Origin of the sequence: Mesorhizobium sp. M1329 (assembly GCF_040318035.1) — a bacterium.
GTDB lineage: Bacteria > Pseudomonadota > Alphaproteobacteria > Rhizobiales > Rhizobiaceae > Mesorhizobium.
The window spans coordinates 12,105-36,483 of record NZ_JAMYLN010000026.1; the positions used below are offsets into that span (position 1 = coordinate 12,105).

At 63.3% G+C, this 24,379-nt stretch carries 28 protein-coding genes; 13 read left to right on the forward strand and 15 right to left on the reverse strand.

The features are described 5' to 3' along the window. Window positions 1–15: 15 nt before the first annotated feature. Entirely contained in the window at window positions 16–468 is a 453-nt protein-coding gene (locus tag NKH21_RS23485) for a hypothetical protein (RefSeq protein WP_352669011.1), read from the reverse strand. Further along, window positions 465–1,697 (reverse strand): dual-specificity RNA methyltransferase RlmN, encoded by a 1,233-nt coding sequence (gene rlmN / locus NKH21_RS23490; RefSeq protein ID WP_352669009.1) that lies wholly within the window; start codon window positions 1,695–1,697, stop codon window positions 465–467. The genes NKH21_RS23485 and rlmN overlap by 4 nt, the downstream gene beginning before the upstream one ends. Before the next feature lie 160 nt (window positions 1,698–1,857). Between rlmN and NKH21_RS23495 the strand changes: the two genes are divergently transcribed. Then, window positions 1,858–2,013: a hypothetical protein gene (locus NKH21_RS23495; RefSeq protein WP_352867809.1), complete on the forward strand. Its 156-nt coding sequence runs from the start codon at window positions 1,858–1,860 to the stop codon at window positions 2,011–2,013. A 23-nt stretch (window positions 2,014–2,036) separates the two neighbouring features. On the opposite strand, the gene NKH21_RS23500 is transcribed toward NKH21_RS23495, so the two are convergent. Then, entirely contained in the window at window positions 2,037–2,543 is a 507-nt protein-coding gene (locus tag NKH21_RS23500; protein ID WP_352667992.1) for an invasion associated locus B family protein, read from the reverse strand. 362 nt (window positions 2,544–2,905) lie between these two features. Between NKH21_RS23500 and NKH21_RS23505 the strand changes: the two genes are divergently transcribed. Next, window positions 2,906–3,511, forward strand: coding sequence for a methyltransferase family protein (locus NKH21_RS23505; protein WP_352867812.1), 606 nt, complete (start codon window positions 2,906–2,908; stop codon window positions 3,509–3,511). A gap of 46 nt (window positions 3,512–3,557) precedes the next feature. On the opposite strand, the gene NKH21_RS23510 is transcribed toward NKH21_RS23505, so the two are convergent. The 4 genes from NKH21_RS23510 to NKH21_RS23525 form a co-directional block, all read right to left on the reverse strand. After that, a complete protein-coding gene (locus NKH21_RS23510; protein WP_031212728.1) occupies window positions 3,558–3,920 on the reverse strand; it encodes a YkvA family protein in 363 nt (120 codons plus the stop codon). 92 nt (window positions 3,921–4,012) lie between these two features. Beyond that, window positions 4,013–4,309 carry a 4a-hydroxytetrahydrobiopterin dehydratase gene (locus NKH21_RS23515; RefSeq protein ID WP_352667997.1) on the reverse strand — a complete coding sequence of 99 codons (297 nt, stop codon included), beginning with the start codon at window positions 4,307–4,309 and terminating at the stop codon, window positions 4,013–4,015. A 6-nt stretch (window positions 4,310–4,315) separates the two neighbouring features. Then, window positions 4,316–4,912 (reverse strand): RNA 2',3'-cyclic phosphodiesterase, encoded by a 597-nt coding sequence (thpR, locus tag NKH21_RS23520; RefSeq protein WP_352667998.1) that lies wholly within the window; start codon window positions 4,910–4,912, stop codon window positions 4,316–4,318. 137 nt (window positions 4,913–5,049) lie between these two features. Then, complete coding sequence (locus tag NKH21_RS23525; RefSeq protein WP_352867816.1) at window positions 5,050–5,697, reverse strand: arylesterase; 648 nt, start codon at window positions 5,695–5,697, stop codon at window positions 5,050–5,052. A gap of 107 nt (window positions 5,698–5,804) precedes the next feature. Here NKH21_RS23525 and NKH21_RS23530 point away from each other — a divergent pair, with 107 nt between their 5' ends. The 4 genes from NKH21_RS23530 to NKH21_RS23545 all read left to right on the forward strand — a co-directional run bounded on the left by NKH21_RS23530 (window position 5,805) and on the right by NKH21_RS23545 (window position 10,800). Then, a complete protein-coding gene (locus NKH21_RS23530; protein ID WP_352668002.1) occupies window positions 5,805–6,515 on the forward strand; it encodes an ABC transporter ATP-binding protein in 711 nt (236 codons plus the stop codon). After that, window positions 6,515–9,064 (forward strand): ABC transporter permease, encoded by a 2,550-nt coding sequence (locus NKH21_RS23535; protein ID WP_352668005.1) that lies wholly within the window; start codon window positions 6,515–6,517, stop codon window positions 9,062–9,064. The genes NKH21_RS23530 and NKH21_RS23535 overlap by 1 nt, the downstream gene beginning before the upstream one ends. 219 nt (window positions 9,065–9,283) lie before the next feature. Next, window positions 9,284–10,063 carry a Bax inhibitor-1/YccA family protein gene (locus NKH21_RS23540; RefSeq protein ID WP_352668007.1) on the forward strand — a complete coding sequence of 260 codons (780 nt, stop codon included), beginning with the start codon at window positions 9,284–9,286 and terminating at the stop codon, window positions 10,061–10,063. Window positions 10,064–10,230: 167 nt separating this feature from the next. Next, the gene (locus NKH21_RS23545) at window positions 10,231–10,800 is read left to right on the forward strand and encodes a GNAT family N-acetyltransferase (protein ID WP_352668009.1); all 570 of its coding nucleotides are present in this window, start codon (window positions 10,231–10,233) and stop codon (window positions 10,798–10,800) included. 4 nt (window positions 10,801–10,804) lie between these two features. Here NKH21_RS23545 and NKH21_RS23550 read toward each other — a convergent pair whose 3' ends face one another. Next, complete coding sequence (locus NKH21_RS23550) at window positions 10,805–11,191, reverse strand: DUF2794 domain-containing protein (protein ID WP_352668011.1); 387 nt, start codon at window positions 11,189–11,191, stop codon at window positions 10,805–10,807. 478 nt (window positions 11,192–11,669) lie between these two features. Next, entirely contained in the window at window positions 11,670–12,419 is a 750-nt protein-coding gene (locus NKH21_RS23555; RefSeq protein WP_352668013.1) for a DUF1223 domain-containing protein, read from the reverse strand. 175 nt (window positions 12,420–12,594) lie between these two features. Between NKH21_RS23555 and NKH21_RS23560 the strand changes: the two genes are divergently transcribed. Beyond that, window positions 12,595–13,257 (forward strand): ceramidase domain-containing protein, encoded by a 663-nt coding sequence (locus tag NKH21_RS23560; RefSeq protein ID WP_352668015.1) that lies wholly within the window; start codon window positions 12,595–12,597, stop codon window positions 13,255–13,257. A gap of 66 nt (window positions 13,258–13,323) precedes the next feature. Here the strand turns inward: NKH21_RS23560 and acnA are convergent, their stop codons facing one another. Next, a complete protein-coding gene (acnA, locus tag NKH21_RS23565; protein WP_352668016.1) occupies window positions 13,324–16,014 on the reverse strand; it encodes an aconitate hydratase AcnA in 2,691 nt (896 codons plus the stop codon). A 282-nt stretch (window positions 16,015–16,296) separates the two neighbouring features. Here acnA and ccmA point away from each other — a divergent pair, with 282 nt between their 5' ends. From ccmA to NKH21_RS23585, 4 genes are all read left to right on the forward strand, one after another. After that, window positions 16,297–16,905 carry a heme ABC exporter ATP-binding protein CcmA gene (ccmA, locus tag NKH21_RS23570; protein WP_352668017.1) on the forward strand — a complete coding sequence of 203 codons (609 nt, stop codon included), beginning with the start codon at window positions 16,297–16,299 and terminating at the stop codon, window positions 16,903–16,905. A gap of 70 nt (window positions 16,906–16,975) precedes the next feature. After that, complete coding sequence (gene ccmB, locus NKH21_RS23575) at window positions 16,976–17,641, forward strand: heme exporter protein CcmB (RefSeq protein ID WP_352668019.1); 666 nt, start codon at window positions 16,976–16,978, stop codon at window positions 17,639–17,641. A gap of 126 nt (window positions 17,642–17,767) precedes the next feature. After that, window positions 17,768–17,935 carry a heme exporter protein CcmD gene (gene ccmD / locus NKH21_RS23580; RefSeq protein WP_352567342.1) on the forward strand — a complete coding sequence of 56 codons (168 nt, stop codon included), beginning with the start codon at window positions 17,768–17,770 and terminating at the stop codon, window positions 17,933–17,935. Continuing rightward, window positions 17,932–18,507: a DsbE family thiol:disulfide interchange protein gene (locus tag NKH21_RS23585; protein ID WP_352668020.1), complete on the forward strand. Its 576-nt coding sequence runs from the start codon at window positions 17,932–17,934 to the stop codon at window positions 18,505–18,507. The genes ccmD and NKH21_RS23585 overlap by 4 nt, the downstream gene beginning before the upstream one ends. A gap of 239 nt (window positions 18,508–18,746) precedes the next feature. Here NKH21_RS23585 and NKH21_RS23590 read toward each other — a convergent pair whose 3' ends face one another. After that, window positions 18,747–18,914: a hypothetical protein gene (locus NKH21_RS23590; protein ID WP_023721879.1), complete on the reverse strand. Its 168-nt coding sequence runs from the start codon at window positions 18,912–18,914 to the stop codon at window positions 18,747–18,749. Between the two features lie 263 nt (window positions 18,915–19,177). Here NKH21_RS23590 and NKH21_RS23595 point away from each other — a divergent pair, with 263 nt between their 5' ends. Both NKH21_RS23595 and NKH21_RS23600 read left to right on the forward strand, forming a co-directional pair. Next, on the forward strand, window positions 19,178–20,095 hold the full coding sequence (locus NKH21_RS23595) for an SMP-30/gluconolactonase/LRE family protein (protein WP_352668023.1): 918 nt from the start codon (window positions 19,178–19,180) through the stop codon (window positions 20,093–20,095). A gap of 32 nt (window positions 20,096–20,127) precedes the next feature. Continuing rightward, window positions 20,128–20,337, forward strand: coding sequence for a tautomerase family protein (locus NKH21_RS23600; protein WP_352668024.1), 210 nt, complete (start codon window positions 20,128–20,130; stop codon window positions 20,335–20,337). A gap of 282 nt (window positions 20,338–20,619) precedes the next feature. On the opposite strand, the gene NKH21_RS23605 is transcribed toward NKH21_RS23600, so the two are convergent. From NKH21_RS23605 to ftsY, 4 genes are all read right to left on the reverse strand, one after another. Next, window positions 20,620–21,153, reverse strand: coding sequence for an NADPH-dependent FMN reductase (locus NKH21_RS23605; RefSeq protein ID WP_352668112.1), 534 nt, complete (start codon window positions 21,151–21,153; stop codon window positions 20,620–20,622). A gap of 40 nt (window positions 21,154–21,193) precedes the next feature. After that, complete coding sequence (locus NKH21_RS23610; protein ID WP_352668025.1) at window positions 21,194–21,814, reverse strand: pyridoxamine 5'-phosphate oxidase family protein; 621 nt, start codon at window positions 21,812–21,814, stop codon at window positions 21,194–21,196. A gap of 80 nt (window positions 21,815–21,894) precedes the next feature. Further along, on the reverse strand, window positions 21,895–22,560 hold the full coding sequence (locus NKH21_RS23615; protein ID WP_352468104.1) for a septation protein A: 666 nt from the start codon (window positions 22,558–22,560) through the stop codon (window positions 21,895–21,897). A 60-nt stretch (window positions 22,561–22,620) separates the two neighbouring features. After that, a complete protein-coding gene (ftsY, locus tag NKH21_RS23620; protein ID WP_352867827.1) occupies window positions 22,621–24,375 on the reverse strand; it encodes a signal recognition particle-docking protein FtsY in 1,755 nt (584 codons plus the stop codon). Window positions 24,376–24,379: the final 4 nt, after the last annotated feature.

Below are 24,379 nucleotides of genomic sequence, written 5' to 3' on the forward strand. Positions count from 1 at the left end.
CTCCACTTTTCGGGATCATGGTCCAATCTGACGCCAGCTTCCGGCCGAGCGCCCGGCGCTCAGCCAGTAGAAAATGCCGCCGACCATGCCGCAGCCGATCACCGCCAGCATGACGCTGGTATTGGTAACCTCGAAATTGGCATCGGCCGTCTGGTGGACGAAGCCGAGGAAGACCGCCGAGACCACAGCACCCGCCAGCGCATAGAACAGCCAGTCACGCCGGCCAAGAATCTCGGAGACGAGGATGGCGATGGCGGCCGGCATGAAGGCGAAATAGGCGACGAACAGCGCGACGAAGGGGATTGAAAACCACAGCGACGCCTGCGCCGCCGGTTGCGCCTCGTCCGTCATCAACCCAAGAGACGCCAGGAACATGATGTTAAGGAAGGCGCTTGCCGCCAGCGAAGCAACGCCATAGCCGACAAGGATGACGGCGAAGCGGATCAGATAGGCGACGACGCGATTCACGCCTCGCCATGCCCTGCGATCATCATCGCTTCCAGCGCCAGCCGGTCGACTTTGCGCATGCGCTCGGAGTCCGACTTGAGCTGGCCGCAGGCGGCGAGGATGTCGCGGCCGCGCGGCGTGCGGATCGGCGAGGCATAGCCGGCATTGTTGATGTAGTCGGCGAATTTCTCGATCGTCTCCCAGTCCGAGCACTGGTAGTTGGTGCCCGGCCACGGATTGAACGGGATCAGATTGATCTTGGCCGGAATGCCCTTGAGCAACTTGACCAGCGCCTTGGCGTCTTCGATGGAATCGTTGACGTCCTTCAGCATCACATATTCGAAGGTGATCCGCTTGGCGTTGGACAGGCCGGGATAGGCACGGCAGGCAGCGATCAGCTCGTTCAGCGGATACTTCTTGTTGATCGGAACCAAAAGGTCGCGCAGATCGTCATTGGTGGCGTGCAGCGAGATCGCCAGCATGACGCCGATCTCCTCGCCGGTGCGGAAGATCTCGGGCACGACGCCCGATGTCGAGAGCGTGATGCGTCTCTTCGAAAGGGAAAGCCCGTCGCCGTCGGATGCGATCAGCAGCGCCTTCTTCACCGCCTCGAAATTGTAGAGCGGCTCGCCCATGCCCATCATGACGACGTTGGACACTTTCCGGCCCTCGGCCGGCACGATGGCCCCGTCGGGCGTATCGCGGTCGGGGAAATCGCCGAGCCGATCGCGGGCGGTCAAAAGCTGGGCAAGGATTTCCTCGGCGGTCAGGTTGCGCACCAGTTTCTGCGTGCCGGTGTGGCAGAAGGAGCAGGTCAGGGTGCAGCCGACCTGCGAAGAGATGCAGAGGGTGCCGCGGCCTTCTTCGGGAATGTAGACGGTCTCGATCTCGACCGGCCGGCCGGCGCCGCGCGGCGGAAAGCGGAACAGCCATTTGCGCGTGCCGTCGGAGGAAATCTGCTCCTCGACGATCTCGGGCCTGACAACGGTGAAATGCCTGTCGAGCGCGGCGCGCAGATCCTTGGAAATGTTGAACATGCCGGCAAAATCGGAAACGCCGCGCACATAGATCCAATGCCAGAGCTGCTGGGCGCGCATTTTCGCCTGGCGCTCCGGCACGATGCCGGCAGCGACAAGGGCGGCCCCAAGTTCGGCGCGCGTCAAGCCGATCAGCGAGGGCTTTTCAGGCGCCGTGCGGGTGCGCAACGCGTCACGCGCGCCTTCGGCGGTAAGATCGAATGAAAGGGTCATTGTTGCACTGATATAAGCGATTTGCGGCCGAATACAGCATCGTGCCCGAAATGAAGCGCGGCGCATAGCACAGGTTAGCGGCGGAGTCATGCCGGGTGCGCAAGCAAGGGCAGGGCTTCAGAAAAGGCTGGCGTCCAATTTTGCGTTGGAGACAACCAAATTGGCGACCTCGGCGCTGCCCTCATCCGGCGGCGACGTCAGCGCCATTCCCGCAGCGCTGGCAATCAGCGAAAACTTCTATGCGGCGCTCTTTCTCCCCGTCACCATACGGGGAGAAATGCCCGGCAGGGCAATGAGGGGCGGCGTCAACGCCTAAAAGGTCGGTCTTCCGACTCTAAGCTACTTGCACTTGGCGATCGAGGCCAGCGCAGCCGAGATGCCCTTCAGCGAGAAGACGTAGGTGGTGGTGTTGCCGCGGCCGGACTTGGCCGACACCTTCATGTCGGTGCCGGTCTTCATCGCGGCGATCAGCACCGGCTCCTCGGCGGCGTTCTCGACCCAGGCCGACTTGCCACGCGTGAACATCGAAAAAGACTTCCTGTCGATGGTGACGGTGGCCTTGGAACCTTCCTGGAAGGTATAGCCGGCGATGAATTGCGGCTCGTAGGACACTTGCTGCCCTGGCCGCTGGCTGACGAAGAAGAACATGTCGCCGTGATCGAGCGTCGGCGGCTGCTTGTCGGTTGGCACCGTCAGGACATAGCAGACCTTGCCGCCGCCCGACGCCTGATAACTGTAGGTGCCCCAGGCATTGTGCTGGCCGATCTTGGTTGCCGACTGCGCCAGCGCGGGCGCCGTCAAGGCCACCAGGGCCAGGCTGGAAACTATAGCAATCAATCCGCGCATCGCTTTTCCCGTATTCCACTGGTGCGGCGGCAGGCCGGCTCGGCGTCCTGCCCGTCGCTTCATTTTGATTTAATCTGGGTTACCAAACGGTGAATTTCCCCTGAGAAAAGGATGTTCACGCCAGGAAACCGCCGCCGTCTTCGCGCTGCCGCTCGAAAAAAGCGGCTGGCGCAATGTCCCTGCCGCGACTTGGAGGCCACGAAAACGGCAAGAGTTTGACTTTTCAAGCAGCTAGGTCCTGCAGCGGTTCTCGCTTTTCTGAGGTACGTGACGAATTTCCCTGCAGGCGCTACCATGTCTGCGTTCGCCGCCACGGCACTCGGCCAGGGTGCCCTCCTTGGCGGCTTACGGGAGATTTGGCCATGGCCATTTCCGAGACAGGGCTTATCCTGGCGGGCGGCACAGTCGTCCTGGCGATCGTGTTCGGCATTCGTGTCGCCGTCCGCGTGGCGGCCGGTGGCCCGGTGCCCTCCGATGGCGGGGAGGCGGCGGGCACGTCGGGCGCGCCCGACGTGCCCGGGGTCATTGCGCTGCCGCCTTTGATCTTCCTCGGCTTCCTGGTGGCGGCAACCGTGCTCGAGGTGCTCGTTCCCCTCCCGGTCATGGCCGGGCAGGCGCTCGCCCGCTATCTGGCCGGCGCCGTGCTCGCGGTGTGCGGCTTCGTGCTCATCTTTATGGCGGCGGGCCGCTTTCAGGCAGCTGGAACCAACATACCACCGACCTTGCCAACGACCTCGCTGGTCGTCGACGGGATCTATCGGCGGACCAGAAACCCGTTCTATCTGGGAACGACCCTCATCTATCTGGGCCTCGGCGTCGCGGCCGGAAGTCTTTGGGCTATCGCGCTCGTCATCCCCCTGCTGTGGGTGATCAATGCCGGCGTCATCGCGCCGGAAGAGCGCTATCTCGAGCGGAAGTTCGGAGATGCCTATCGCGCCTACAAGGCGCGGGTGCGGCGGTGGGTTTGACGGCCGGAAAGTCGGTTCTCGCGCGATTTTTTTGCGCCGCACCGGCTCAGCTCTTGTCGGCGATGGCCTGCCTGGCGGCGAGCCGGTGCGCCGGCGTGATGTGGGCGCTGACGGCGGTAATCGCGGCGGTCAGCACGGCGATGTCGTCGGTGAAGCCTAGTCCAAGGATGAAATCGGGGATGACGTCCGTCGGCAGCACGAAATAGCCGAGCGCAGCCAGCAAGGTGCCCTTGGCGCGCAGCGGCGTCTTCTTGTCCATGGCGCAGTAATAGGCGGCGACCACCTCTTCCATGAACGGGATCTGCCGGGCGGCTTTCTTCGCCGTACGCCAGAACTTTTCGCGCACTTCGCTCTCATTGCCCGGCTTGCTGCCGAGGCCGAAGAAATCAAAACCGGATTTTTGCGCCATCAACCTCTCCTTGCGGCCGTCGCGTGACTTCACGCATGACCGCGAGACAAAATGTGGTGAAAGCCGAACCTCGCTGCAAGGTGCAGATAGTCTCAGCCGCCGAAATAGCGGTTCATCTTCCTGGCCAGCTCGAAATCCAGCGCCGTCAGGCCGCCAGCGTCGTGCGTGTTGAGGGTCACGTTTACGGTCTTGTAGACGTTCGACCAGTCGGGGTGGTGGTCCATCTTCTCCGCCGCCAGGGCGACGCGGGTCATGAAGGCAAAGGCTTCGGAGAAATTCTTGAAGGTGAAGGTGCGGGTGATCGAGCCGCCATCCTTGGCCAGCGACCAGCCTTCGAGGCCGGCAAGTTCGGCGCGGATCGCCTCTTTTGCTAGTTTCTCCCTGGCCATATCCGCCTACCGCATGATCCGCGAAGCGTCGGCGGCGCCGACCAAACGGCTGGCGACGCGATTGTCGGCACCTGAAAGCGGCCAGGCCTCCTCGACGACGTAAGGCCCGCCGCCGACCGAGTCGCGCGACGACATCAGCACGAAGCGGCCGACCCGGAACGGCAGCGTCGAAAAATTGCCGCGCGCCGACAGATACTGGGCGACATCGAGCGGGTTCGAATTGCGCAGGCGGGCCAGCGTCACATGCGGCATGAACTTGCGCGGGTCGGCCGGGATGCCGAGCCGCTGGCAGATGCGCTCGATCTCGGCCTGCAATGCGGAAAGATCGGGCGAAGCGGCGACCCCGGCCCACACCGCATGCGGCTTCTTCTGGCCGAAGGCGCCGACGCCGGACAGCGTCAGCGGGAAGGAGGCGCGGTGAACACGGTCGAGCGCGTTGGCGATCTCGTCGGCGACATGGCCCTCGACATCGCCGATGAAGCGCAGCGTCAGATGATAGTTTTCGACGTCAATCCAGCGGGCTCCGGGCAGGCCGCCCCTGAGCAGGGACAGCGAAAGAGCGGCATCACGCGGCATTTCGAGGGCGGTAAAAAGACGCGGCATGGGAAGCCTCCTGTCCTCGAATCGAACTCTTGCCCCTAGCGAATCATCGATATTCGAACGGGGCAAGCGGTTTGTTGGTCGCAGGGCTGCCTAAAAGCTTCCCCAGCGGAATGTGGTGCGGCGGCGAACCCTCGCCTTCAGGAATTACCCCGCACCGTTGCAATGGTCTTCTCCACACTGGGCAGGATACCCTCGACGATGCGGTCGACGCCTCGGGCACTTGGATGAAGGCCGTCCTCGAGCTGCAGGACGGATTGGCCGGCTACGCCCTCGAGAAAGAAAGGATAGAGCGGCACGCCGTATTTTTCAGCCAATCGCGGAAAGATTGCGTCGAAGGCGTTCTGGTAGTCGGCACCGAGATTGGGCGCCGCGCGCATTCCGGCAAGCAACAGCGCGATCTTGCGCTGCTTCAGTTTTGCCAGCATCGCGTCCAGGTTTTTTTCCGCTATGGCGGGCGAAACGCCGCGCAGCATGTCGTTGGCGCCGAGCTCCAGGATGACCAGTTGCGTGCCGTCCGGTACCGACCAGTCGAGCCGCGACAGGCCGCCGCTCGTCGTATCGCCGGAGACGCCGGCATTGGCGACCGTGACATCGTAGCCCTTGGCGCGCAGCGCCGCCTGCAGCTTTTCGGTGAAGCCCTGACCTGGCCCGAGGCCATAACCCGCCATCAAGCTGTCGCCGAAACCGACAATGGTGAAGGGTTCGGCGCGCGCCGATGAAATGGCGCCGCCGCAAATGGCGAGGAAAAGGGCGAAGGCTGCGGCAAAGGTGTGTTTGAAAGCCATGCGGCAGGCCCCATATGACCAGGAACATCTGTTGGCGAAGGCAGGTTTTCGTCTTTGTCGAGCATCGGATGCTCTAGCCTTCATCTCCCATATAGGACGATTTGATTTTGGAAGAAGCCGTCATTTCGCTGAAAGACGTATCGCTGACGCTCGGCGAAGGTGCCTCCTCGGTTCATGTGCTGAAGGGCGTCAGCCTCGATGTGACGGGCGGCGAAGCGACAGGCATCGTTGGGCCTTCAGGTTCGGGAAAGTCGACATTGCTGATGGTTTTGGCGGGGCTTGAAAGGGTCGATTCGGGCACGGTCCGAGTTGCCGGCGAGCTGCTCAACGGCAAAAGTGAAGACCAGATCGCATCGTTTCGGGGGCGAAACATCGGCATCGTATTCCAGTCTTTCCATCTCATCCCGAATATGACGGCGCTGGAAAACGTCGCCGTCCCGCTGGAGCTTGCCGGCCATGTCGATCCCTTCGGCGTGGCGGCGCGCGAGCTGGCGGCGGTCGGTCTCAGCGATCGCGTCACCCATTACCCCGGCGAATTGTCTGGCGGCGAGCAGCAGCGCGTGGCGATCGCCCGGGCGCTGGCGCCGTCGCCGCGCATCCTGATCGCCGACGAGCCGACCGGCAATCTCGACCAGGCGACGGGGCGGCACGTCGCCGACCTGCTGTTTGCCAAGGCGGCCGAACGCGGCATGACGCTGGTGCTGGTCACGCATGACCCAGTGCTTGCGGCGCGCTGCTCGCGCCAGGTGTCGATGCGGTCGGGGCTGATCGAGGTCGCGCCTGAGCCGGCCACCAGGGCCGGCAAGGTGACCGCCTGATGCCGCTGTCGCAAACGCTGAGGCTCGCCTTTCGGTTTTCGCTGCGAGAAATGCGTGGCGGGCTGTCCGGCTTCCTGATCTTCCTTGCCTGCATCGCGCTCGGCGTCGCGGCAATCGGCGGCGTCAATTCGGTGGCGCAAGCGATTTCCGCCGGTGTTGCCGATCAGGGCCAGACGCTGCTCGGCGGCGATCTCCGCTTCCAGCTCAACCAGCGCGATCTTACCAGAGCCGAACGCAGCTTCCTCGACCGGCTTGGCACGGTTTCGCACAGTGCCAACATGCGCTCGATGGCGAGGCTCGAGGACGGCTCCGACCAGGCGCTGGTCGAGGCCAAGGCGGTCGACGGCGCCTATCCGCTCTATGGCGCGCTGGAGACCGAGCCGGTGCTGTCGCGAGAGGATCTGTTCGGCGAAAAATCCGGCGTCTTCGGCGCCGCCGCCCCGGATCTCTTGTTCGAGCGGCTAAACCTTGGCATCGGCGACCGGCTGAAGCTCGGCAGCGCGACGTTCGAGCTGCGTGCGAGGCTGGTCAATGAGCCGGATGCGGTGTCGGATGGCTTCGGTTTTGCGCCGCGGCTGATGGTGTCGACCGACGGGCTTGCCGCTTCCGGCCTGATCCAGCCGGGCAGCCTGGTCGAGAACGCCTATAAGGTCCGCCTGCCCGGTGGCACCACTGAGGCACAGATCAAGGCGATCCAGGAGCGGGCGGGAAACCAGTTCCCGCAGGCCGGTTGGTCGATCCGCACACGCAGCAACGCAGCGCCGGCGCTGTCCTCGAATATCGAGCGGTTCTCGCAATTCCTGACGCTGGTCGGGTTGACGGCGCTGGTGGTCGGCGGCGTCGGCGTGGCCAATGCGGTGCGGGCCTATCTCGACGGCAAGCGCGGCGTCATCGCCACCTTCAAGAGCCTGGGAGCTTCGGGCGGGTTCGTCTTTGCCGTCTACCTGGTGCAGATCCTGATGATCGCAGCCCTCGGCATCACGTTGGGCCTTGTGCTTGGCGCGCTGATGCCGTTCGCGGCCAGCGCGGCACTGCAGTCGGTCATTCCGGTACCGGCGGAAGGCGGGTTCTACCCCGGCGCGCTCGGCATGGCGGCGCTGTTCGGACTGCTGGTGACGCTGGCTTTCGCCTTGCTGCCGCTCGGCCGTGCCCGCGACGTGCCGGCAACGGCGCTGTTTCGCGAAATGGGTTTCGAGGGCCGCGGTTTTCCCCGCCCGCTCTATATCGCCGCGGCAATGGCCATCGCGCTGCTACTCGCGGTGCTGGCGATCCTGTTTTCCGGCGACCGCCGTATTGCCTCGATCTTCGTCGGCGGCACGATCTTTTCGTTCCTGGTGCTGCGTGTCGTCGGCACGCTGGTGCAGTGGGCGGCGAAGAAAAGCCCGCGCGTGCGCTCGACCGCGCTCAGGCTCGCGATCGGCAACATCCATCGGCCAGGCGCCTTGACGCCATCGGTGGTTCTGTCGCTGGGTCTCGGGCTGACGCTCCTGGTCACGTTGGCGCTGATCGACGGCAATCTCAGGCGGCAGATTTCCGGCAGCCTGCCGGAACGGGCGCCGAACTTCTTCTTCGTCGATATCCAGAGCGGCGACGTCGATGCCTTCTCCGCGCTGGTCGGCAAAGAGGCGCCGCAGGGCACGCTGATCAAGGTGCCGATGCTGCGCGGCCGGGTGATGGCGCTCAACGGCGTCGATGTCGACAAGGTCAAGGTTCCGGCCGAAGGCGCCTGGGTGCTGCGCGGCGACCGTGGCCTGACCTATGACGCAAAGCTGCCGGAGAATGCGACGCTGACCGAGGGCAGTTGGTGGCCGGAGAATTATTCCGGCGCGCCGCTGGTCTCGTTTTCCGCCGAGGAAGGCAAAGAGATCGGGCTGAAGCTCGGCGACACCATCACCGTCAACGTGCTCGGCCGCAACATCACGGCGAAGATCGCCAATTTCCGCCAAGTCGAATGGGAAACCATGGGTATCAATTTCGTCATGGTGTTCTCGCCCAACACATTCGCCGGTGCGCCGCATGGCTGGTTGGCGACGCTGACCGAGACGAACGCATCGGCGGCCGACGATGCGCATCTTCTCAATGCCGTCACGCGTGCCTTTCCCGCGGTGACGACGGTCAGGGTCAAGGACGCGCTCGACATCGTCAACCGGCTGGTGGCGCAGCTCGGCACGGCAATCAGGGCAGCAGCGGGCGTGGCGTTGATCGCCTCGGTGCTGGTGCTGGCCGGGGCGCTCGCCGCCGGCAACCGGGCCCGCATTCACGACGCGGTGGTGCTGAAGACCCTGGGAGCGACCAGGAGAACACTGATCGCCGCCTTTTCACTGGAATACATGCTGATCGGCCTTGCCACTGCGATGTTCGCGCTGGCAGCGGGCGGTGTGGCGGCGTGGTTCGTCGTCACGCGCATCATGACGCTGCCATCCCACTTCATGCCCGAGGTGGCGGTGGCGACCATCGGCTTTTCACTGATGGTCACGGTCGGTATCGGCCTTGCCGGCACGTGGCGGGTGCTGGGCCATAAGGCGGCGCCGGTGCTGCGGAATCTTTGAACCAGAGCCGGTTTTGATTAAATCTCGTTAATGTTCCGGGCGGGAAGTCCAATAAAACCGTATCTCCGGCACTTCACGGAGCATTACGCCTGGTTACGGTCTTGTCCTTTACGCCAAGAACCATCATATTTCGGCGCAGGCATGCTGGAGCCCCGCCAGCGGCGCCTGGGTTCAAAAGGACCTGACACCGGACGGGGCAGAAGCAATATGAGGATTTCCATGGCTGATCCCGTTCGCAATTATCAGACGCGCGCCGTGCCCGGCGCCGGCGTCGATGCTGCCATCGACCAGGGCCTGCGCGCCTACATGATCAAGGTCTACAATCTGATGGGGCTTGGCCTCCTCATCACCGGCCTTGCCGCGGTCGGCACAATCATGCTGGCCACCACCAGCGATCCCGCCTCGGCGGTCGCGACGTTGCCAAGCGGCGAGATGCTGACCTCGTTCGGCTACGCGATCTTCGGCTCGCCGCTGAAATGGCTGGTGATCTTTGCCCCGCTGGCAGCGGTGATGTTCCTGTCGTTCCGCGTCCAGTCGATGACCGTTTCGGCCGCGCAGACGACGTTCTGGGTCTACGCCGGCCTCGTCGGCCTGTCGCTGTCGTCGATCTTCCTGGTCTACACCACCGCCAGTATCTCGCAGACCTTCTTCGCCACCGCCGCCGCCTTTGGCGGGCTGTCGCTCTACGGCTACACGACCAAGCGCGATCTCTCGGCGTTCGGTTCGTTCCTGGTCATGGGCCTGGTCGGCCTGATCATCGCGATGGTGATCAACGTCTTCCTGCAATCGTCGGCGCTTTCCTTCGCCGTTTCGGCGATCGGCGTGCTGATCTTCGCAGGCCTTACCGCCTACGACACGCAGAACATCAAGGAGATGTACTTCGAGGGTGACGAGACTGATGTCGCCGGCCGCAAGGCGATCATGGGCGCATTGAGGCTCTATCTCGATTTCATCAACCTGTTCATGTTCCTGCTGCAGTTCATGGGCGACCGTCGCTAGTACGGCGTTCTTTGCCGACCATGGTCTTTTCCGAGAACCGGTTTCGACTTTTCGGGATCATGGTCTGACTGGACCAGCGAGTTTGGAAAGGGCGGCCCAACAGCCGCCCTTTTCTTTTGTGCCGGCTTTTGCTTTGATATAAGGCAGATGAACGACTTGCATAAAATATGAGCAGCATCACGTTACGGGCCGCGACGTCGGCCGATCTCGACCGGATCACGGAAATCTATGCCGACGCGGTGACGAATGGCACGGCGAGCTATGAACTCGAGCCACCAAGCCGCATCGAGATGGGCGCGCGATTCGACAACCTGATGGCGGGCGGCTTTCCCTATCTCGTTGCGGAAAAGGCCAGCGGCGTGCTCGGCTATGCCTATGCCGGAGCGTTCCGGCCACGCCCGGCCTACCGCTTCGTCGTTGAGGATTCCGTCTATGTCGCGCCCGCGGCCAAAGGGCAAGGCGTCGGGCTGCTACTGATGCAAGGGCTGATCGAGGCGGCCAAGGCGGCGGGCTTTCGCCAGATCATCGCGGTGATCGGCGACGGCAGACCCGACAGCGCCTCGGTACGGTTGCACGAGAAGCTCGGCTTCCGCCATTCCGGCCGCCTGGAAGGCTCCGGCTACAAGCACGGGCGTTGGCTCGACACGGTGTTCATGCAGTTGCCGATCAATGGCGGGGCATCGATCCCGCCCGATCCGCAATCGCTGCCCGAGCGGAAGTTCCGCCAGCAAAAATAAAGGGTTACGCCTCGACCAGCTTCAGCGTTCGGTCGAACACGCCAAGCACCCGGCCGAGTTCCTGGCCACGCTTGAGGATGCGTCCGCCGGCGGCGATGACGGCGAACGCGCCTTGCCGGCGCGCCAGCTTCGGATCCTTGACGATCTGGAAAAGCGGCACTTCGCTGGTGCGGCGGAAGACGGAAAAAATGGCGCGGTCGGCGAGATGGTCGATGGCATAGTCGCGCCACTCATTGGCGGCAACCATACGGCCGTAAAGCCTGAGGATCTGGTCCAGTTCGCGCCGGTCGAACCGCACCGGCTGGTCGAGGCGTTCGCGTCTTGCCTCATGCAGCGGGATCAATATTGCGGATGCGTCCCCATCCTCCGTCCCGCTGCTGCGATCAGTCATGCCTGGATCCTCGCAATGAATCGTACGCCGACCAAAGTTGGCGCTTTCGTTACCGAATTGCAAGGCCCGGCCGGGCAAGGCCAGCACCGCGCGGTTTCTCCAGCGTCCAGTCACGTTTGCGAAACGCCTGTTGGAATTGGTGATGCTTCGCCACAATCCTGCCTTTTTTTATCCGTGCTCATGCCCCAATGTCCGACGAATTTACCGGTGTTGCCTGAGACGGTTCGGTCCGGCACCGGCTCGTAAACCCCAAGCCCCCCGCCCACGGGTCTGCGTCGGATCGAACCAACCTCGGTTTTTCCTTGGAAAGATCGGGTGCGACGATCCCAAAACCTAAATGACCGGCGTCAGAAGCAAGCTGACGCCGGTTTTTTATTGGCCGGCCGCCGCGGCGGTGCGATCCAGATAGGCTGTCGTCGGAGGCTTGAGCGCGGTTATCCCTTCTCCCACAACAAGGGGAGAAGGGAGAACGCTCTATCTAAGGCTTGCGGATAAAGGCTGCGCCCAGGATCGGCCCGGGCATGCCGTCCTTGCCGACCGACTGCAGCAGCACGGCGCAGCCGCCCTTCTTGGCGATCTCGCTCATGGGCAGTTCGTAGCGCTGCGCCTTGCCGTGCCACATGCCGGCGGTCTGTATGCTGGAGACGGCGTTCCAATAGGTCATGCTGCGGCCGCTGTTTTCACCCTTGCCGATCTTTATCGTCTGTGGCGGGTTGAAATAGACGATGACGACATGCGCGTCGGCGGGGCCGGTCACGGCGTCGCCGGCATCGATCATGACGCGATCGCTGGTCCGGCTGACCTTGATGCCGACCCGCATGCCTTCGCCGACCCTCTCCATGCGGGCCAGCGCGCCGTCGACTTCCTTGCGGCTGGCGCCGTTGACATGGCTGCGGCCGTTTATGACGGCTTGCGGGGTGTAGACGGAACGACTGCCGAAGGCGCGCATATACTCGTATTGCCGCTCGGTATTTTCCTTGCGGCTCAGCGTGTCCTGCCAGCCGAGGTAATCCCAATAATCGACATGATAGGCGAGCGCGACGATGTCCTCCTTGGCGGCAAGCTCGGCGAAGAATTCGTCGGCTGGCGGACAGGAGTTGCATCCCTGGCTGGTGAAGAGCTCGACGACGCCTAATGGCTTATCGGCTGGCTCGGCAAGGGCCCTGCCGGCAAACGCCGAGAGGGCCAGCGCAAGGGCCGCAAGCCGCAATGGTCTTCGAGATGGCATGGCCGTTCCGATCCCGCCGGTGACGCCGGCTTTGTTCTGGTTGTCGAAATATGTGGCAGAAGCGGCAGTCAACGGGAAGTCACGTTGCGGTGAAATTTTGCCGTTGCAACCGCTGGCAAGGGCGCAATAGGTGGACTTGCACTTCACCATGGAAGCGATTCGGGCGGCAATCAGCATGTGGCAATCTCTCCTGGCGCCGGTCGATCTTTATTGCGAACGGACGGGGCCGGAATTCTGGGCCGAACCGCTCAATGCGCTGAGCAATCTGGCTTTCTTTGCCGCCGGACTATGGGGTGTCTGGCAGGTGCGCAAGCGCGGTACCGGCACTTTCGCCGAAGTGCTGGCCTGGTGGGTGGTGGCGATCGGCGTCGGCTCGTCGCTGTTCCACACCTTTGCCACAAGGGCAATGGTCCTGGCCGACGTGCTGCCGATTGCAGGGTTCACGCTGGCCTACACGCTGTTCAACCTGCGACGTTTTCTCGGCATGAAATGGGGCAAGGCGATCGCCATCTTCGTCGCCTTCTATGCCGTTGCCGGGTTGCTTACCTTCGCCGTGCCCGACTGGCTGCGCCAGGCGTCGAACGGGACGACCGGCTATCTGCCGCCGTTTCTGGCGCTCGCCTTCTTCGGCGCCTGGGTGGCGGCCAGCGGCAATCGCGCCGGCTGGTACAATCTAGCGGGTTCGGCGATCTTCGTCGTGTCGGTCATCTGCAGGATGATCGATCCGCTGGTCTGCGGCGGCTTTCCGCTCGGCACGCATTTCCTGTGGCACATATTGAACGGGCTGATGCTCGGCGTGCTGCTGGCGGCGACAGCGCGGTTTGGAAAGCCAAGGTAGGGGAATAGGGGAATAGGGGAAGCGTTCACTACTCCCTTACTGCCCTACTCCCGTACTCCCCTCTCTCTATGCTGCCAGATCGCGCAGCACGTATTGCAGGATGCCGCCATTCTTGAAGTAGTCGAGCTCGTCCAGCGTATCGATGCGGCAGATGATCGGAACTTCTTTGACGCTGCCGTCGCCGTAGGTGATCCTGGCGATCATCTTCTGCCGCGGCTTGATGTTGCTCAGTCCGTCGATCTCGACCAGTTCGTCGCCCTTGAGGTTGAGCGAGGCCCATGAGGTGCCTTCCTCGAAGACGAACGGGATCACGCCCATGCCGACCAGGTTGGAGCGGTGGATGCGCTCGAAGGACTGGGCGATGACGGCGCGGACACCGAGCAGATTCGTACCTTTGGCCGCCCAGTCGCGTGACGAGCCGTTGCCATATTCGACGCCGGCGAAGATGACCAGCGGCACGCCTTCCTTCTTGTAGCGCATCGCGGCGTCGTAGATCGATTCCTCTTCTTTCGAGGGGTAATGGATGGTGTAGCCGCCCTCGCGGCCGTTCTCGCCCAGCATATGGTTGCGGATGCGGATATTGGCGAAGGTGCCGCGCATCATGACCTCGTGGTTGCCGCGGCGCGTGCCGTACTGGTTGAAATCGGCGACGCCGACGCCGTGGTCGGTGAGATACTTGCCGGCCGGCGAGGCCGCCTTGATCGAACCGGCCGGCGAAATGTGGTCGGTGGTGATCTTGTCGCCGAACAGGCCGAGCACACGCGCGCCCTTGATATCGCCGATCTTGCCGAAGCCTGACTTCATGCCGGCGAAATAGGGTGGGTTCTGCACATAGGTCGAATTGTCGTCCCAGGCATAGGTCTGGCCTTCCGGCGCCTTGACGTTCTGCCAGTACTTGTCGCCCTTGAAGACGTCGGCATATTTGCGGGCGAACAATTCGCGCGTGACGTTCTTCTCGATGAATTCCTGGATCTCGACCGAACTTGGCCAGATGTCTTTGAGATAGACCGGATTGCCGTCGCGATCGTCGCCGAGCGGCTCGGTGGTCAGATCCTTGGTCACGGTCCCGGCCAACGCGTGGGCGACGACCAGCGGCGGCGAGGCGAGATAGTTCGCCTGCACGTCGGGCGAGACGCGGCCTTCGAAATTGCGGTTGCCGGACAAGACTGCCGCAGCAATCAAGCCCTTGTCGTTGATGGTCCTGGAGATCGGCCCCGGCAACGGGCCGGAATTGCCGATGCAGGTGGTGCAGCCGAAGCCGACCAGGTTGAAGCCGATCTGGTCGAGCTCCTTCTGCAGGCCGGATTTCTCGAGATATTCGGCGACGACCTGGCTGCCCGGCGCCAGTGAGGTCTTGACCCACGGCTTCTGCTTTAGGCCGAGCCGGTTGGCGTTACGCGCCAACAGCCCGGCGCCGATCAGCACGCTCGGGTTCGAGGTGTTGGTGCAGGAGGTGATTGCGGCGATGACGACATCGCCATGGCCAAGATCGTAGTCCGTGCCCTCGACGGCATAGCGCTTGTCGATTTCGGCGGCCTTCTTGTATTCGGTCTCCATGGCCTTGGCGAAGCCGGCCGGAATGTCTTCAAGTGCGACCCGGCCTTCCGGACGCTTCGGGCCGGCCATCGACGGCACGACACTGCCGAGATCGAGCTCGAGCAGGTCGGTGAAGACCGGATCGGCCGAGCCGGGATCGCGCCACAAGCCTTGCGCCTTTGAATAAGCCTCGACCAGGGCGATGCGGCTTTCGTCGCGACCGGACATTGTGAGATAGCGGATGGTTTCGCTGTCGACCGGGAAGAAGCCGCAGGTGGCGCCATATTCCGGGGCCATGTTGCCGATGGTGGCGCGGTCGGCCAGCGTCATGTTGGACAGGCCCGGCCCGAAGAATTCGACGAACTTGCCGACGACGCCCTTCTTGCGCAGCATCTGGGTGACTGTGAGCACCAGGTCGGTAGCGGTGACGCCTTCCCTCAGCCTGCCGGTAAGGCGAAAGCCGATGACTTCGGGCAACAGCATGGAGACCGGCTGGCCGAGCATCGCCGCCTCGGCCTCGATGCCGCCGACGCCCCAGCCGAGCACGCCGAGGCCGTTGATCATGGTGGTGTGCGAATCGGTGCCGACGCAGGTGTCGGGATAGGCGGTGGTTTCGCCGTCTTCGCTGTTGGTCCACACCACCTGGCCGAGATATTCGAGATTGACCTGATGGCAGATACCGGTGCCGGGCGGCACGACGCGGAAATTACGGAACGCCTGCTGGCCCCATTTCAGGAATTTGTAGCGTTCCTCGTTGCGCTCATATTCAAGCTCGACATTGCGGGCGAAGGCCAGCGGCGTGCCGAATTCGTCGACGATGACCGAGTGGTCGATGACCAGATCGACCGGCACCAGCGGATTGATCTTTTGCGGATCGCCGCCGAGCGAGGCCATGGCGTCGCGCATGGCGGCAAGGTCGACCACGGCCGGAACGCCGGTGAAATCCTGCATCAGTACGCGAGCCGGGCGATAGGCGATCTCGACGCCGGCGGTGCCCCGGTCGGTCAGCCAGCCGGCGACCGCCTGGATGCTCTCCTTGGTAACGGAACGGCCGTCCTCGTTGCGCAGCAGGTTCTCCAGCAGCACCTTCATCGAATAGGGCAATTGGGCAATGCCGGTGAGGCCGTTCTTTTCGGCCTCGACAAGGTCATAGTAGATGTACTCGGTGCCGCCGGCGGTCAGCGTGCGGCGGCAATTGAAGCTGTCGAGTGATTTGGACACGTGCGATCCCTAACTGTCGGTTGCCGGGAGGGAACGGACGCCAGTGGGCATGCAAATCACGCGCAAAGGTGCGGGTACGGCCATTTCCGCTATCCGTTCCCAAGCGTCCGGGCCGTTCAAGGCGGCACGCGCGCTGGTTCGGCGCAAATTCGGTTCCCGTGCCGACCGCTGGCACGGATGATGCGGATATAGAGAATTTTCTGGAATAGTTCTAGACACGGAATCGCCATTTTTGCTGCGGCGCACCGAAGCCGCACCTGAACTTTCGGCGAAGGGGAACGGATGCGGCTGATCGCCGAAAATCTGGGCGGCGAACGCGGCGGCGAGACGGTATTTTCCGGCATCGAATTCGCGCTGGGGGCTGGTCAGGCGCTGGTCGTTTCCGGGCCGAACGGCGCCGGCAAATCGACGCTGCTCAGGATCATCGCCGGACTGTTGCCAGTGGCGGCAGGCCGTGTGCGGTTCGAAGGTGGTGGCGAGGACTTTCCGTCGGCCGCCTCGGCCTGTCACTATCTCGGCCACCTCAACGCGATGAAGACGGCGCTGAGCGTTACGGAAAACCTGTGCTTCTGGCGCGATTTTTCGGGCGCCGGTTCCGCGGGTGTTGAAGAGGCGCTGGAGACCGTCGGGCTGGGCAGCATCGGCCATCTGCCGTTCGGCTATCTCTCGACCGGCCAGCGCCGGCGTGCGGCGATTGCAAAACTGCTGGTCAGCCACCGGCCATTGTGGCTGCTGGATGAGCCGACGGCAGGACTGGACAAGGCTTCGGAGGAGAGATTCGGCGAATTGATGGGAAAGCACCTCGAGAGTGGGGGGATCGTGGTTGCGGCGACGCATCTGCCGCTGGGGATCGAGGGGGCACAAGGGCTGATGATGGGCGGGGCCGCTTGATGTTGGTGCTCTACGCGACGGAACTCCATCCTTTGCTTGGCCTTCACGCATGCATCGGGACCGCACCATAATGTGGTCGCTCTTCCTCCGCGACATCCGCCTGAGTATCCGCGCCGGCGGCGGGGCGTTGACCGGCGTGATTTTCTTTCTCGCCGTCATCGCGACCATCCCCTTCGGCGTCGGTCCCGACCTGAGGCTGCTGGCCCGCATCGGGCCAGCGATTCTCTGGATATCAGCCTTGCTGGCCTGCCTGCTCGGCCTCGACCGGCTGTTCCAGGCTGATCGGGAAGACGGCTCGCTCGATCTTCTGGTGCTTGGCAACGACCGGCACCTGCTGGCCCTGACCGTGCTGACGAAATGCCTGGCGCATTGGGCGGGAAGCGTGCTGCCGCTGGTCATAGCCGCTCCCCTGCTCGGCCTGTTCATGAACATGGAGCCGGCCGGCATCGGCGCCACGGCGCTGACGCTTCTGGTCGGCACGCCGGCGATCACCTTCATCGGTGCTGCCGGTGCCGCGGTGGCGGTGGCGCTGCCGCGCGGCGGGCTGCTGATCTCTGTGCTGGTGCTGCCGCTGACGATTCCCGTGCTGATCTTCGGCGTATCTGCAAGCTATGGCGCGGTGGCGGACCCCGATCCGTTCCTGCAGCCCTTCCTCATTCTTGCCGCGCTGACCTTGTTCCTTGCCGTGCTCGGGCCGGTGGCGGCGGCGCTGGCGCTGCGGCACGGTACGGATTGATGTGTTGGCTTCAGCTCATGCCTGCGGCGCGGCGAACAATTGCGGAGCCGGTGGCGCGGCGTTAAGAGAGGACATGTCGGAACAAGGCGAGACGGACCGGTTGGAAAGCGCCGCGGAGCGAAAAGCATGAGCGTACACGCGCTTTATGTCACCGCCGCCTATGCGATCACGGCCGTGGTGCTGGGCGGGCTGATCGGCTGGATTCTGCTCGACCAGCGCGGCCGCAAGCGAGAGCTCGCCGAGCTGGAGGCGTCTGGCGTGCGCCGGCGCTCCGATAAGGCAGCAAAATCATGAGCACGGAAACGCAAACACCGGCGCGCCGCCGCCTGATCGTGCTCGTGCCGCTGCTGGTCTTTCTCGGGCTGGCGGGATTGTTCCTGGCGCAGCTTTTGTCCGGGCGCGACGTTTCGGAAGTGCCGTCGGCGCTGATCGGCCTGCCGGCGCCGCAGACCAACCTGCCGGCGCTCGAGGGCACCAATTTACCGGGCCTCGATTCAAGACAGTTCGCCGGCAAGGTGACGCTGGTCAACGTCTTTGCGTCCTGGTGCGCGCCGTGCCGCGAAGAGCATCCGGTGCTGCTGGCGCTGTCGCAGGACAAGCGCTTCGTTATGGCGGCGCTGAACTACAAGGACCAGCCGGAAAACGCCCGTCGGTTCCTTGGCGATCTCGGCAATCCATTCCAGGCGATCGGCGTCGACCAGGCCGGGCGCACGGCGATCGACTGGGGTGTCTACGGCGTGCCGGAGACCTTCGTCATCGGCAAGGATGGCAAGATCGCCTACAAGCATGTAGGGCCGCTGACGCCGGACTCGGCGCGGACGCTGCTGTTGCCGGAGATCGAAAAGGCGCTGGCCGTGCCGGGCTGATGCGTCCGCTAGGCTTCGTCATCCTGGGGCGAAGCAAGGAGCGAAGCGACGCGGCGCAGACCCCAGAATCCATGCCGTGAGATCAGCCAACGAATGCAGCGGGGCAAAATAGTCGCCCGCTAGGTGATGCCGGACATAGATTTTGCACTGTTGCGGGTGCTCAAAAGTCACGGCATGGATCCTAGGGTCTGCGCTCCGCTTTGCGTCGCTACGCCCTAGGATGACGAAGGTGATGCTGCTCAGCCGTAGATCTGCTTGTGGACCTGGTAGAGCATTTCTGAGCGGTCGGCGCGCATGTCAGCGAGGTCGCGGCTGCTGAAGCTGTCGATTTCGGCGACGAGGCGGTTGTAATGCCGGCGCTTGGCGATGCTGGCGCGAGCGCGGCTCATGAGGCTGTCGATGATCATAGCGAGTTTCCTTTTGCGCCGCATTTCGCGGCCAGTTGTTCCTCCCTTGATCGATACGAAGCATGACATAGTTATGGTGCGTTGCAAAAATAAGATGTTGCAATGCACCATTGCGCTGGGCGCATAGCCGGTTAACGGGATGTGACCTGCCGTCCGCGCCAGCATTCGCTTCCATGATGCTTCTGACGCATCATCGATCTTGCCATATCGATCGCAGGCTGGCTTGATCGCGCCTTGCCAAGCGATTGCTACCGGGAGGAACCATGGCCAGCGAATTCTACGAAGTTCTCGATCCGCGCTTTTCGCGGCTGTTCAACGGCAATGCACAGGTCGACCGGCTGTTTACTGGCTGCCGATGGGCGGAAGGGCCCGCCTGGTTTGCGGCCGGGCGCTATGTGGTCTGGTCCGACATCCCGAACAATCGCATGCTGCGTTACGACGAGACCGACGGCAGCGTCAGCGTGTTCCGTCAGCCGTCCGGCAATTCCAACGGCAACACCGTCGACCGGCAAGGCCGGCTGGTCACTTGCGAGCATTCCGGCCGCCGCGTCAGCCGCACCGAGCATGACGGGTCGGTTGTCACCATCGCCGACAAATGGCGCGGCAAGCGGCTGAACTCGCCCAATGACGCCGTGGTCAAGTCCGACGGGTCGATCTGGTTCACCGATCCGAGCTACGGCATCGATACCGATTACGAGGGCGACAAGGCCGAAAGCGAGATCGGCGCCTGCCATGTCTACCGGGTCGATCCCGGCACCGGCGAGACCGAGGCGGTGATCACCGACATGGTCAGGCCCAACGGGCTCGCCTTCTCGCTCGACGAGAGCAAGCTCTATGTCGCCGATACCGGCCGCACGCATGGTGCGCAGAACCCGGCGCACATCCGGGTGTTCAATGTCGGCCAGGGCGGCAAGAAGGTCTCAGGCGAAAAGGTCTTTGCTGACTGCACCGCCGGCCTGTTCGACGGTTTCAGGCTGGATGCGGACGGCCGCATCTGGACCAGCGCCGCCGACGGCATCCACTGTTACGATCCAGACGGGACGCTGATCGGCAAGGTCAAGGTACCGGAAGTCGTCGCCAATTGCGTGTTCGGCGGCAACAAGTTGAACTGCCTCTACATCGCCGGCACGACCTCGCTCTACATGGTCCGGCTCATGGTCAATGGCGCCAAAACCTACTGAGCGGCCGCCAAGCATATGCAAGGGAGGGAACCATGCCATTCGTGAATATCCGCCTGGTCAAGGAGGTGATTGCCGATGACCCGGCCGCCAAAAAGGCCGCGATCGCCGCCCAGGTGACGGCGGCCATCACCGGCGTCACCGGCCTGACCAACAACGATGTCTGGGTGGTCTTCGAGGAAGTCGCTGCACGCGACTGGTTCGTCGGCGAGACCGACGTCGAGACGCGCAGGGGCAAGGGATAGTTCACGGCACAGATGGGCCGCAGCCCCTAGCGTCGTCATCCCAGGGCGGAGCAGCAGCGAAGCTCCGTCGCGCAGACCCTGGGATCCATGCCGTGACCTACCAGTAGAACAGCGGTGCGATTCTGTTGTGCAGCGCGCCGGTGTAATGTCCAACGTCAGGCCTCTGGCGGCCTTCCCGAAACGCTGCATCTCCGACGAATGTCACGGCATGGATCCTAGGGTCTGCGCCGCGTCGCTTCGCTCCTTGCTCCGCCCTAGGATGACGAAAGTACGGTCCGGCGTTCACCGCGAGCGGATGAACTCCGCGAAGGCGGATAGGGCATCGCGCATTGTCTGCCTACTTGCCGGCTGCGACAAGATATCCTCCACCTCCGGCGGTCTCTTGCCGAGCAGCGCTATTTCGAGCGCTGCCTCCTCATAGAGCGCAAAAGACATTGTCCGCATGATCTCGGCCAGTGCGGCGCGGGCAAACAGCGAGCGCGGCGAGGCATGCACCAGCGTGGCCGGTTTGTCGACGGCTGCATCGCGCGACACCAGCCAGTCGAGCGCGTTCTTCAGGCCGCCTGGCACACCGTGGGCATATTCCGGGCAGGAGACGATGACGCCGTCAGCGCGGGTGACCACGTCGATCAGCGCCCCTGCTTGCGGCGGCGTCCGCTCGCCTTCGTCGTCGGGGTTGAAAATCGGCAGCCGGCCAAGCCCGTCATAGACGGCGACGTGACAGTCCGGCGGCGCGTTTCGCGCGAGTGCCGCGAGCAGGGCTGAATTGGTCGAGGCGGCGCGCAGGCTGCCGGAGATGGCGAGGATGTTGAGCAAAGGAATGGAGACCGGCTTGGGCGATTCGTTACCGGGCACGCTACCACATGGTTTCCCTGTATTCCTCGTCCAGCCAGCGGTCGGTCGCCTCGGCCGAATCGGCGAGCGCCAACTGGTCGCGCAGGATCTGGCCGAGCGTTGGCAGCGTCGCGCGGTCGTACCAGCTCTCCGGCTTCCACAGTTCGGAGCGCATGAAGGCCTTGGCGCAATGCATGTAGGCAGCCTTAACCGTCACCACGACGACGCTTTGCGGTGCCTTGCCGTCGACCGCCAGCCGCTCACGCAATGCCGCATCGACGGTGATGCGGGCATCGCCATTGACACGCAGCGTTTCGTTCATGCCGGGAATGAGGAAGAGCAGCCCGATCGAGGGATTGAGAAGGATGTTCTCCAGCGTGTCGAGCCGGTTGTTGCCGGGCCGGTCGGGGATGGCGATGGTCTTCTCGTCGAGCACTGTTACGAAGCCCGGCCTGTCGCCCTTCGGCGTCACATCGGCATTGCCGGCGCCGTCGGACGAGCCGATCAGCACGAAAGGGCTCTTGCCGATGAAGGAACGGCAGTGGCCATCCAGGGCCTTCAGCTCCTTGCGGATCGAGCCGTCGGTCGGACGAGGCGTCTTGTAGATCGTCCTCAACTCGTCGCGCGTGGCGATGAATTCCATGCTCCTCTCCTCTTATTCTGACGTAATTACGTTCTGACGTAATTGCGGACGGAACCGCTACACACTTTCCTGGAATTGCTCTATTTGCCGGCCTTCTCTTCCTTGCCGGCCTTGTCCTCGAGCGAATGGCGCAGGATCAACGGCATTTGGCTTAACGTGAAGACAAGGGTAATGGGAATCGTGCCCCAGACCTTGAAATAAAGCCAGGCTTCCTCAGAAAAGTTGCGCCACACAACCTCGTTCAGCGCAGCCAGAAAAAGGAAGAAGAGCCCCCATCGGAAAGTGAGCTTGCGCCAGCCTTCGGCATCGAGATTGAAGGCGGAATCAAAGACATAGCCCAACAGCGATCTGCCGAACGCCAACCCGCCAAGCAACGTGATGCCGAACAGGCTGTTGATAATTGTCGGCTTCATGAAAGCGAAGGTCTTGTCCTGCAGCCACAGCGCCAGCGCGCCAAACACAAACACCACGATGGCCGAGACCAACGGCATGATCGGCCAGCTGCGCGTCAAAATCCACGAAACGCTGAGCGATAGCGCCGTCGCCACCATGAAGAACGCCGTGGCAATCAGGATAGGCTCGCCGATATGGCCGAGGATCGGAAACTTCCCGACAAGCCACGCGCCGCGGATGGTGGTGAAAAAGAACACCAAGCCAGGCCCGAGTTCGAGCAGGAATTTCAAGCCCGGGTTCAACGCCTTGCGTCGCGGATCGGACGGGTCGCCTTCGAGGATGGGTGGGTTCATAGGGTCCTTCTTACGCATGATCCAATCCAAAAAGCCTGCAACTTTTCGGGATCATGCTCGTCAAGCCACTCCAGCGATCGCCCTGGCGAATTCGCTTGCGGAAAAGGGTTCGAGGTCGTCGACCTGTTCGCCGACGCCGATGAAATAGACCGGCAATTTGTGCTTTGCCGCGATCGCCACCAGAATACCGCCGCGCGCCGTGCCGTCCAGCTTGGTCATCACCAGGCCGTTGACGCCGGCGACATTGCGGAAGATCTCGACCTGGTTGAGAGCATTCTGGCCGGTGGTGGCATCGACCGTCTGCAGCACGGTGTGCGGCGCTTCCGGATCGAGCTTGCCCAGCACGCGGACGATCTTTTCCAGTTCCGCCATCAGTTCGGTCTTGTTCTGCAGCCGCCCGGCGGTGTCGATGATCAGCACGTCGGAGCCGGCCTCCTTCGCGCGCTCGAATGCGTCGTAGGCGAGGCCAGCGGCATCGGCGCCGAGCTTCGAGGCAATGACCGGCGAGTTGGTACGCTCGCCCCAGATCTTCAACTGCTCGATCGCGGCTGCGCGGAAAGTGTCGCCGGCGGCGAGCATCACCGAGAGGCCGCCATCGGTGAGCTTTGCCGCCAGCTTGCCGATGGTCGTTGTTTTTCCCGTTCCGTTGACGCCGACGACCAGGATGACATGCGGCTTGTGGCTGAGGTCGAGCTCCAGCGGCATGGCTACGTGGGTCAGCACCTTTTCCACTTCGGCCGCCATGATGGTGCGGACTTCGGTGTCGGAGACGTCCTTGCCGTAGCGGCTGGCGGAGAGCGCGTCGGTTACGCGCAAAGCCGTCTCCATGCCGAGATCGGCGCGGATCAGCACATCCTCGAGGTCCTGCAGTGTGTCCTCGTCGAGCTTGCGCTTGGTGAAGACGCCGGCGATGTTGCCCGACAACTCCCGGGAAGAGCGGGCAAGCCCGTCTCGCATGCGCTGGAACCAGGAACGCCTCGGCGCCGGTTCGGGCGCCTTCTGCGGCTCGGCTTTCTGCTCGACCTTCTTGGTTACGGTGACTTTGCCGGGGGCGGGCTTTGGCTCTGGCGATGGTTGCGGAACGGCTTCTGGCTCGGGTGCGATCTCGGCGAGGACCGGCTTCGCCTCGACCGGCGCGGGCTGGCGGATCGGAGGCGGGATTTCGGCCGGTGGCGCTTCGGGCGCTGCGGGTGCTGGTGGCGTGACTTCGGCCGCGGGTGCCGCGTCTTGCAGAGGTTGGCGCTGCCCCTCTCCCCGTAAGAGACGGGGAGAGGGGGGCGTCAGCGTCGGAGCTTTTTCCTCGCCACTTTCAAAAGGAGGCTCGGCCTGCCGATCAGCCCCTTTCTCCCCGTCACTATACGGGGAGAAGGTGCCGGCAGGCGGATGAGGGGCAGCGCCAGCTTCCGCGGACGGAGGCTCGGGCTGAACGATCTCCGGCTGCTCCGGCTCAGGAACTGGCTCGGGAGCGACGGGTCCGGCTCGGATCTCCTCCGGTTCCTCAGCAGGCGTTTGCGGCTCCGGCTGGATGTCTGGCTCGGGTGGAATGGTCGGCGGTGGTTCGGGCTTCGGCTCTTCCGCGGGCGCCGGTTGCGGTGCCGGAGGCAACTCTGGTTCGGCTGGCGGCGGAGCTGCGGCCTCGGCCTCGGGCCGCGGCTCTTCGCGTTTCAAAAACTCCGGGACGGCCTGCTCGGCGGCCGGCTTCAGCGCTTCCAGTTCATCCCATTTGATCGGCGGCAGCGGTGCGGCCTCGTCGGGCCGCTCCTCGACGACTTCCTTCTTGCCGAACGAGAATATCTTCTTGAAAAACCCAGCCATGTCT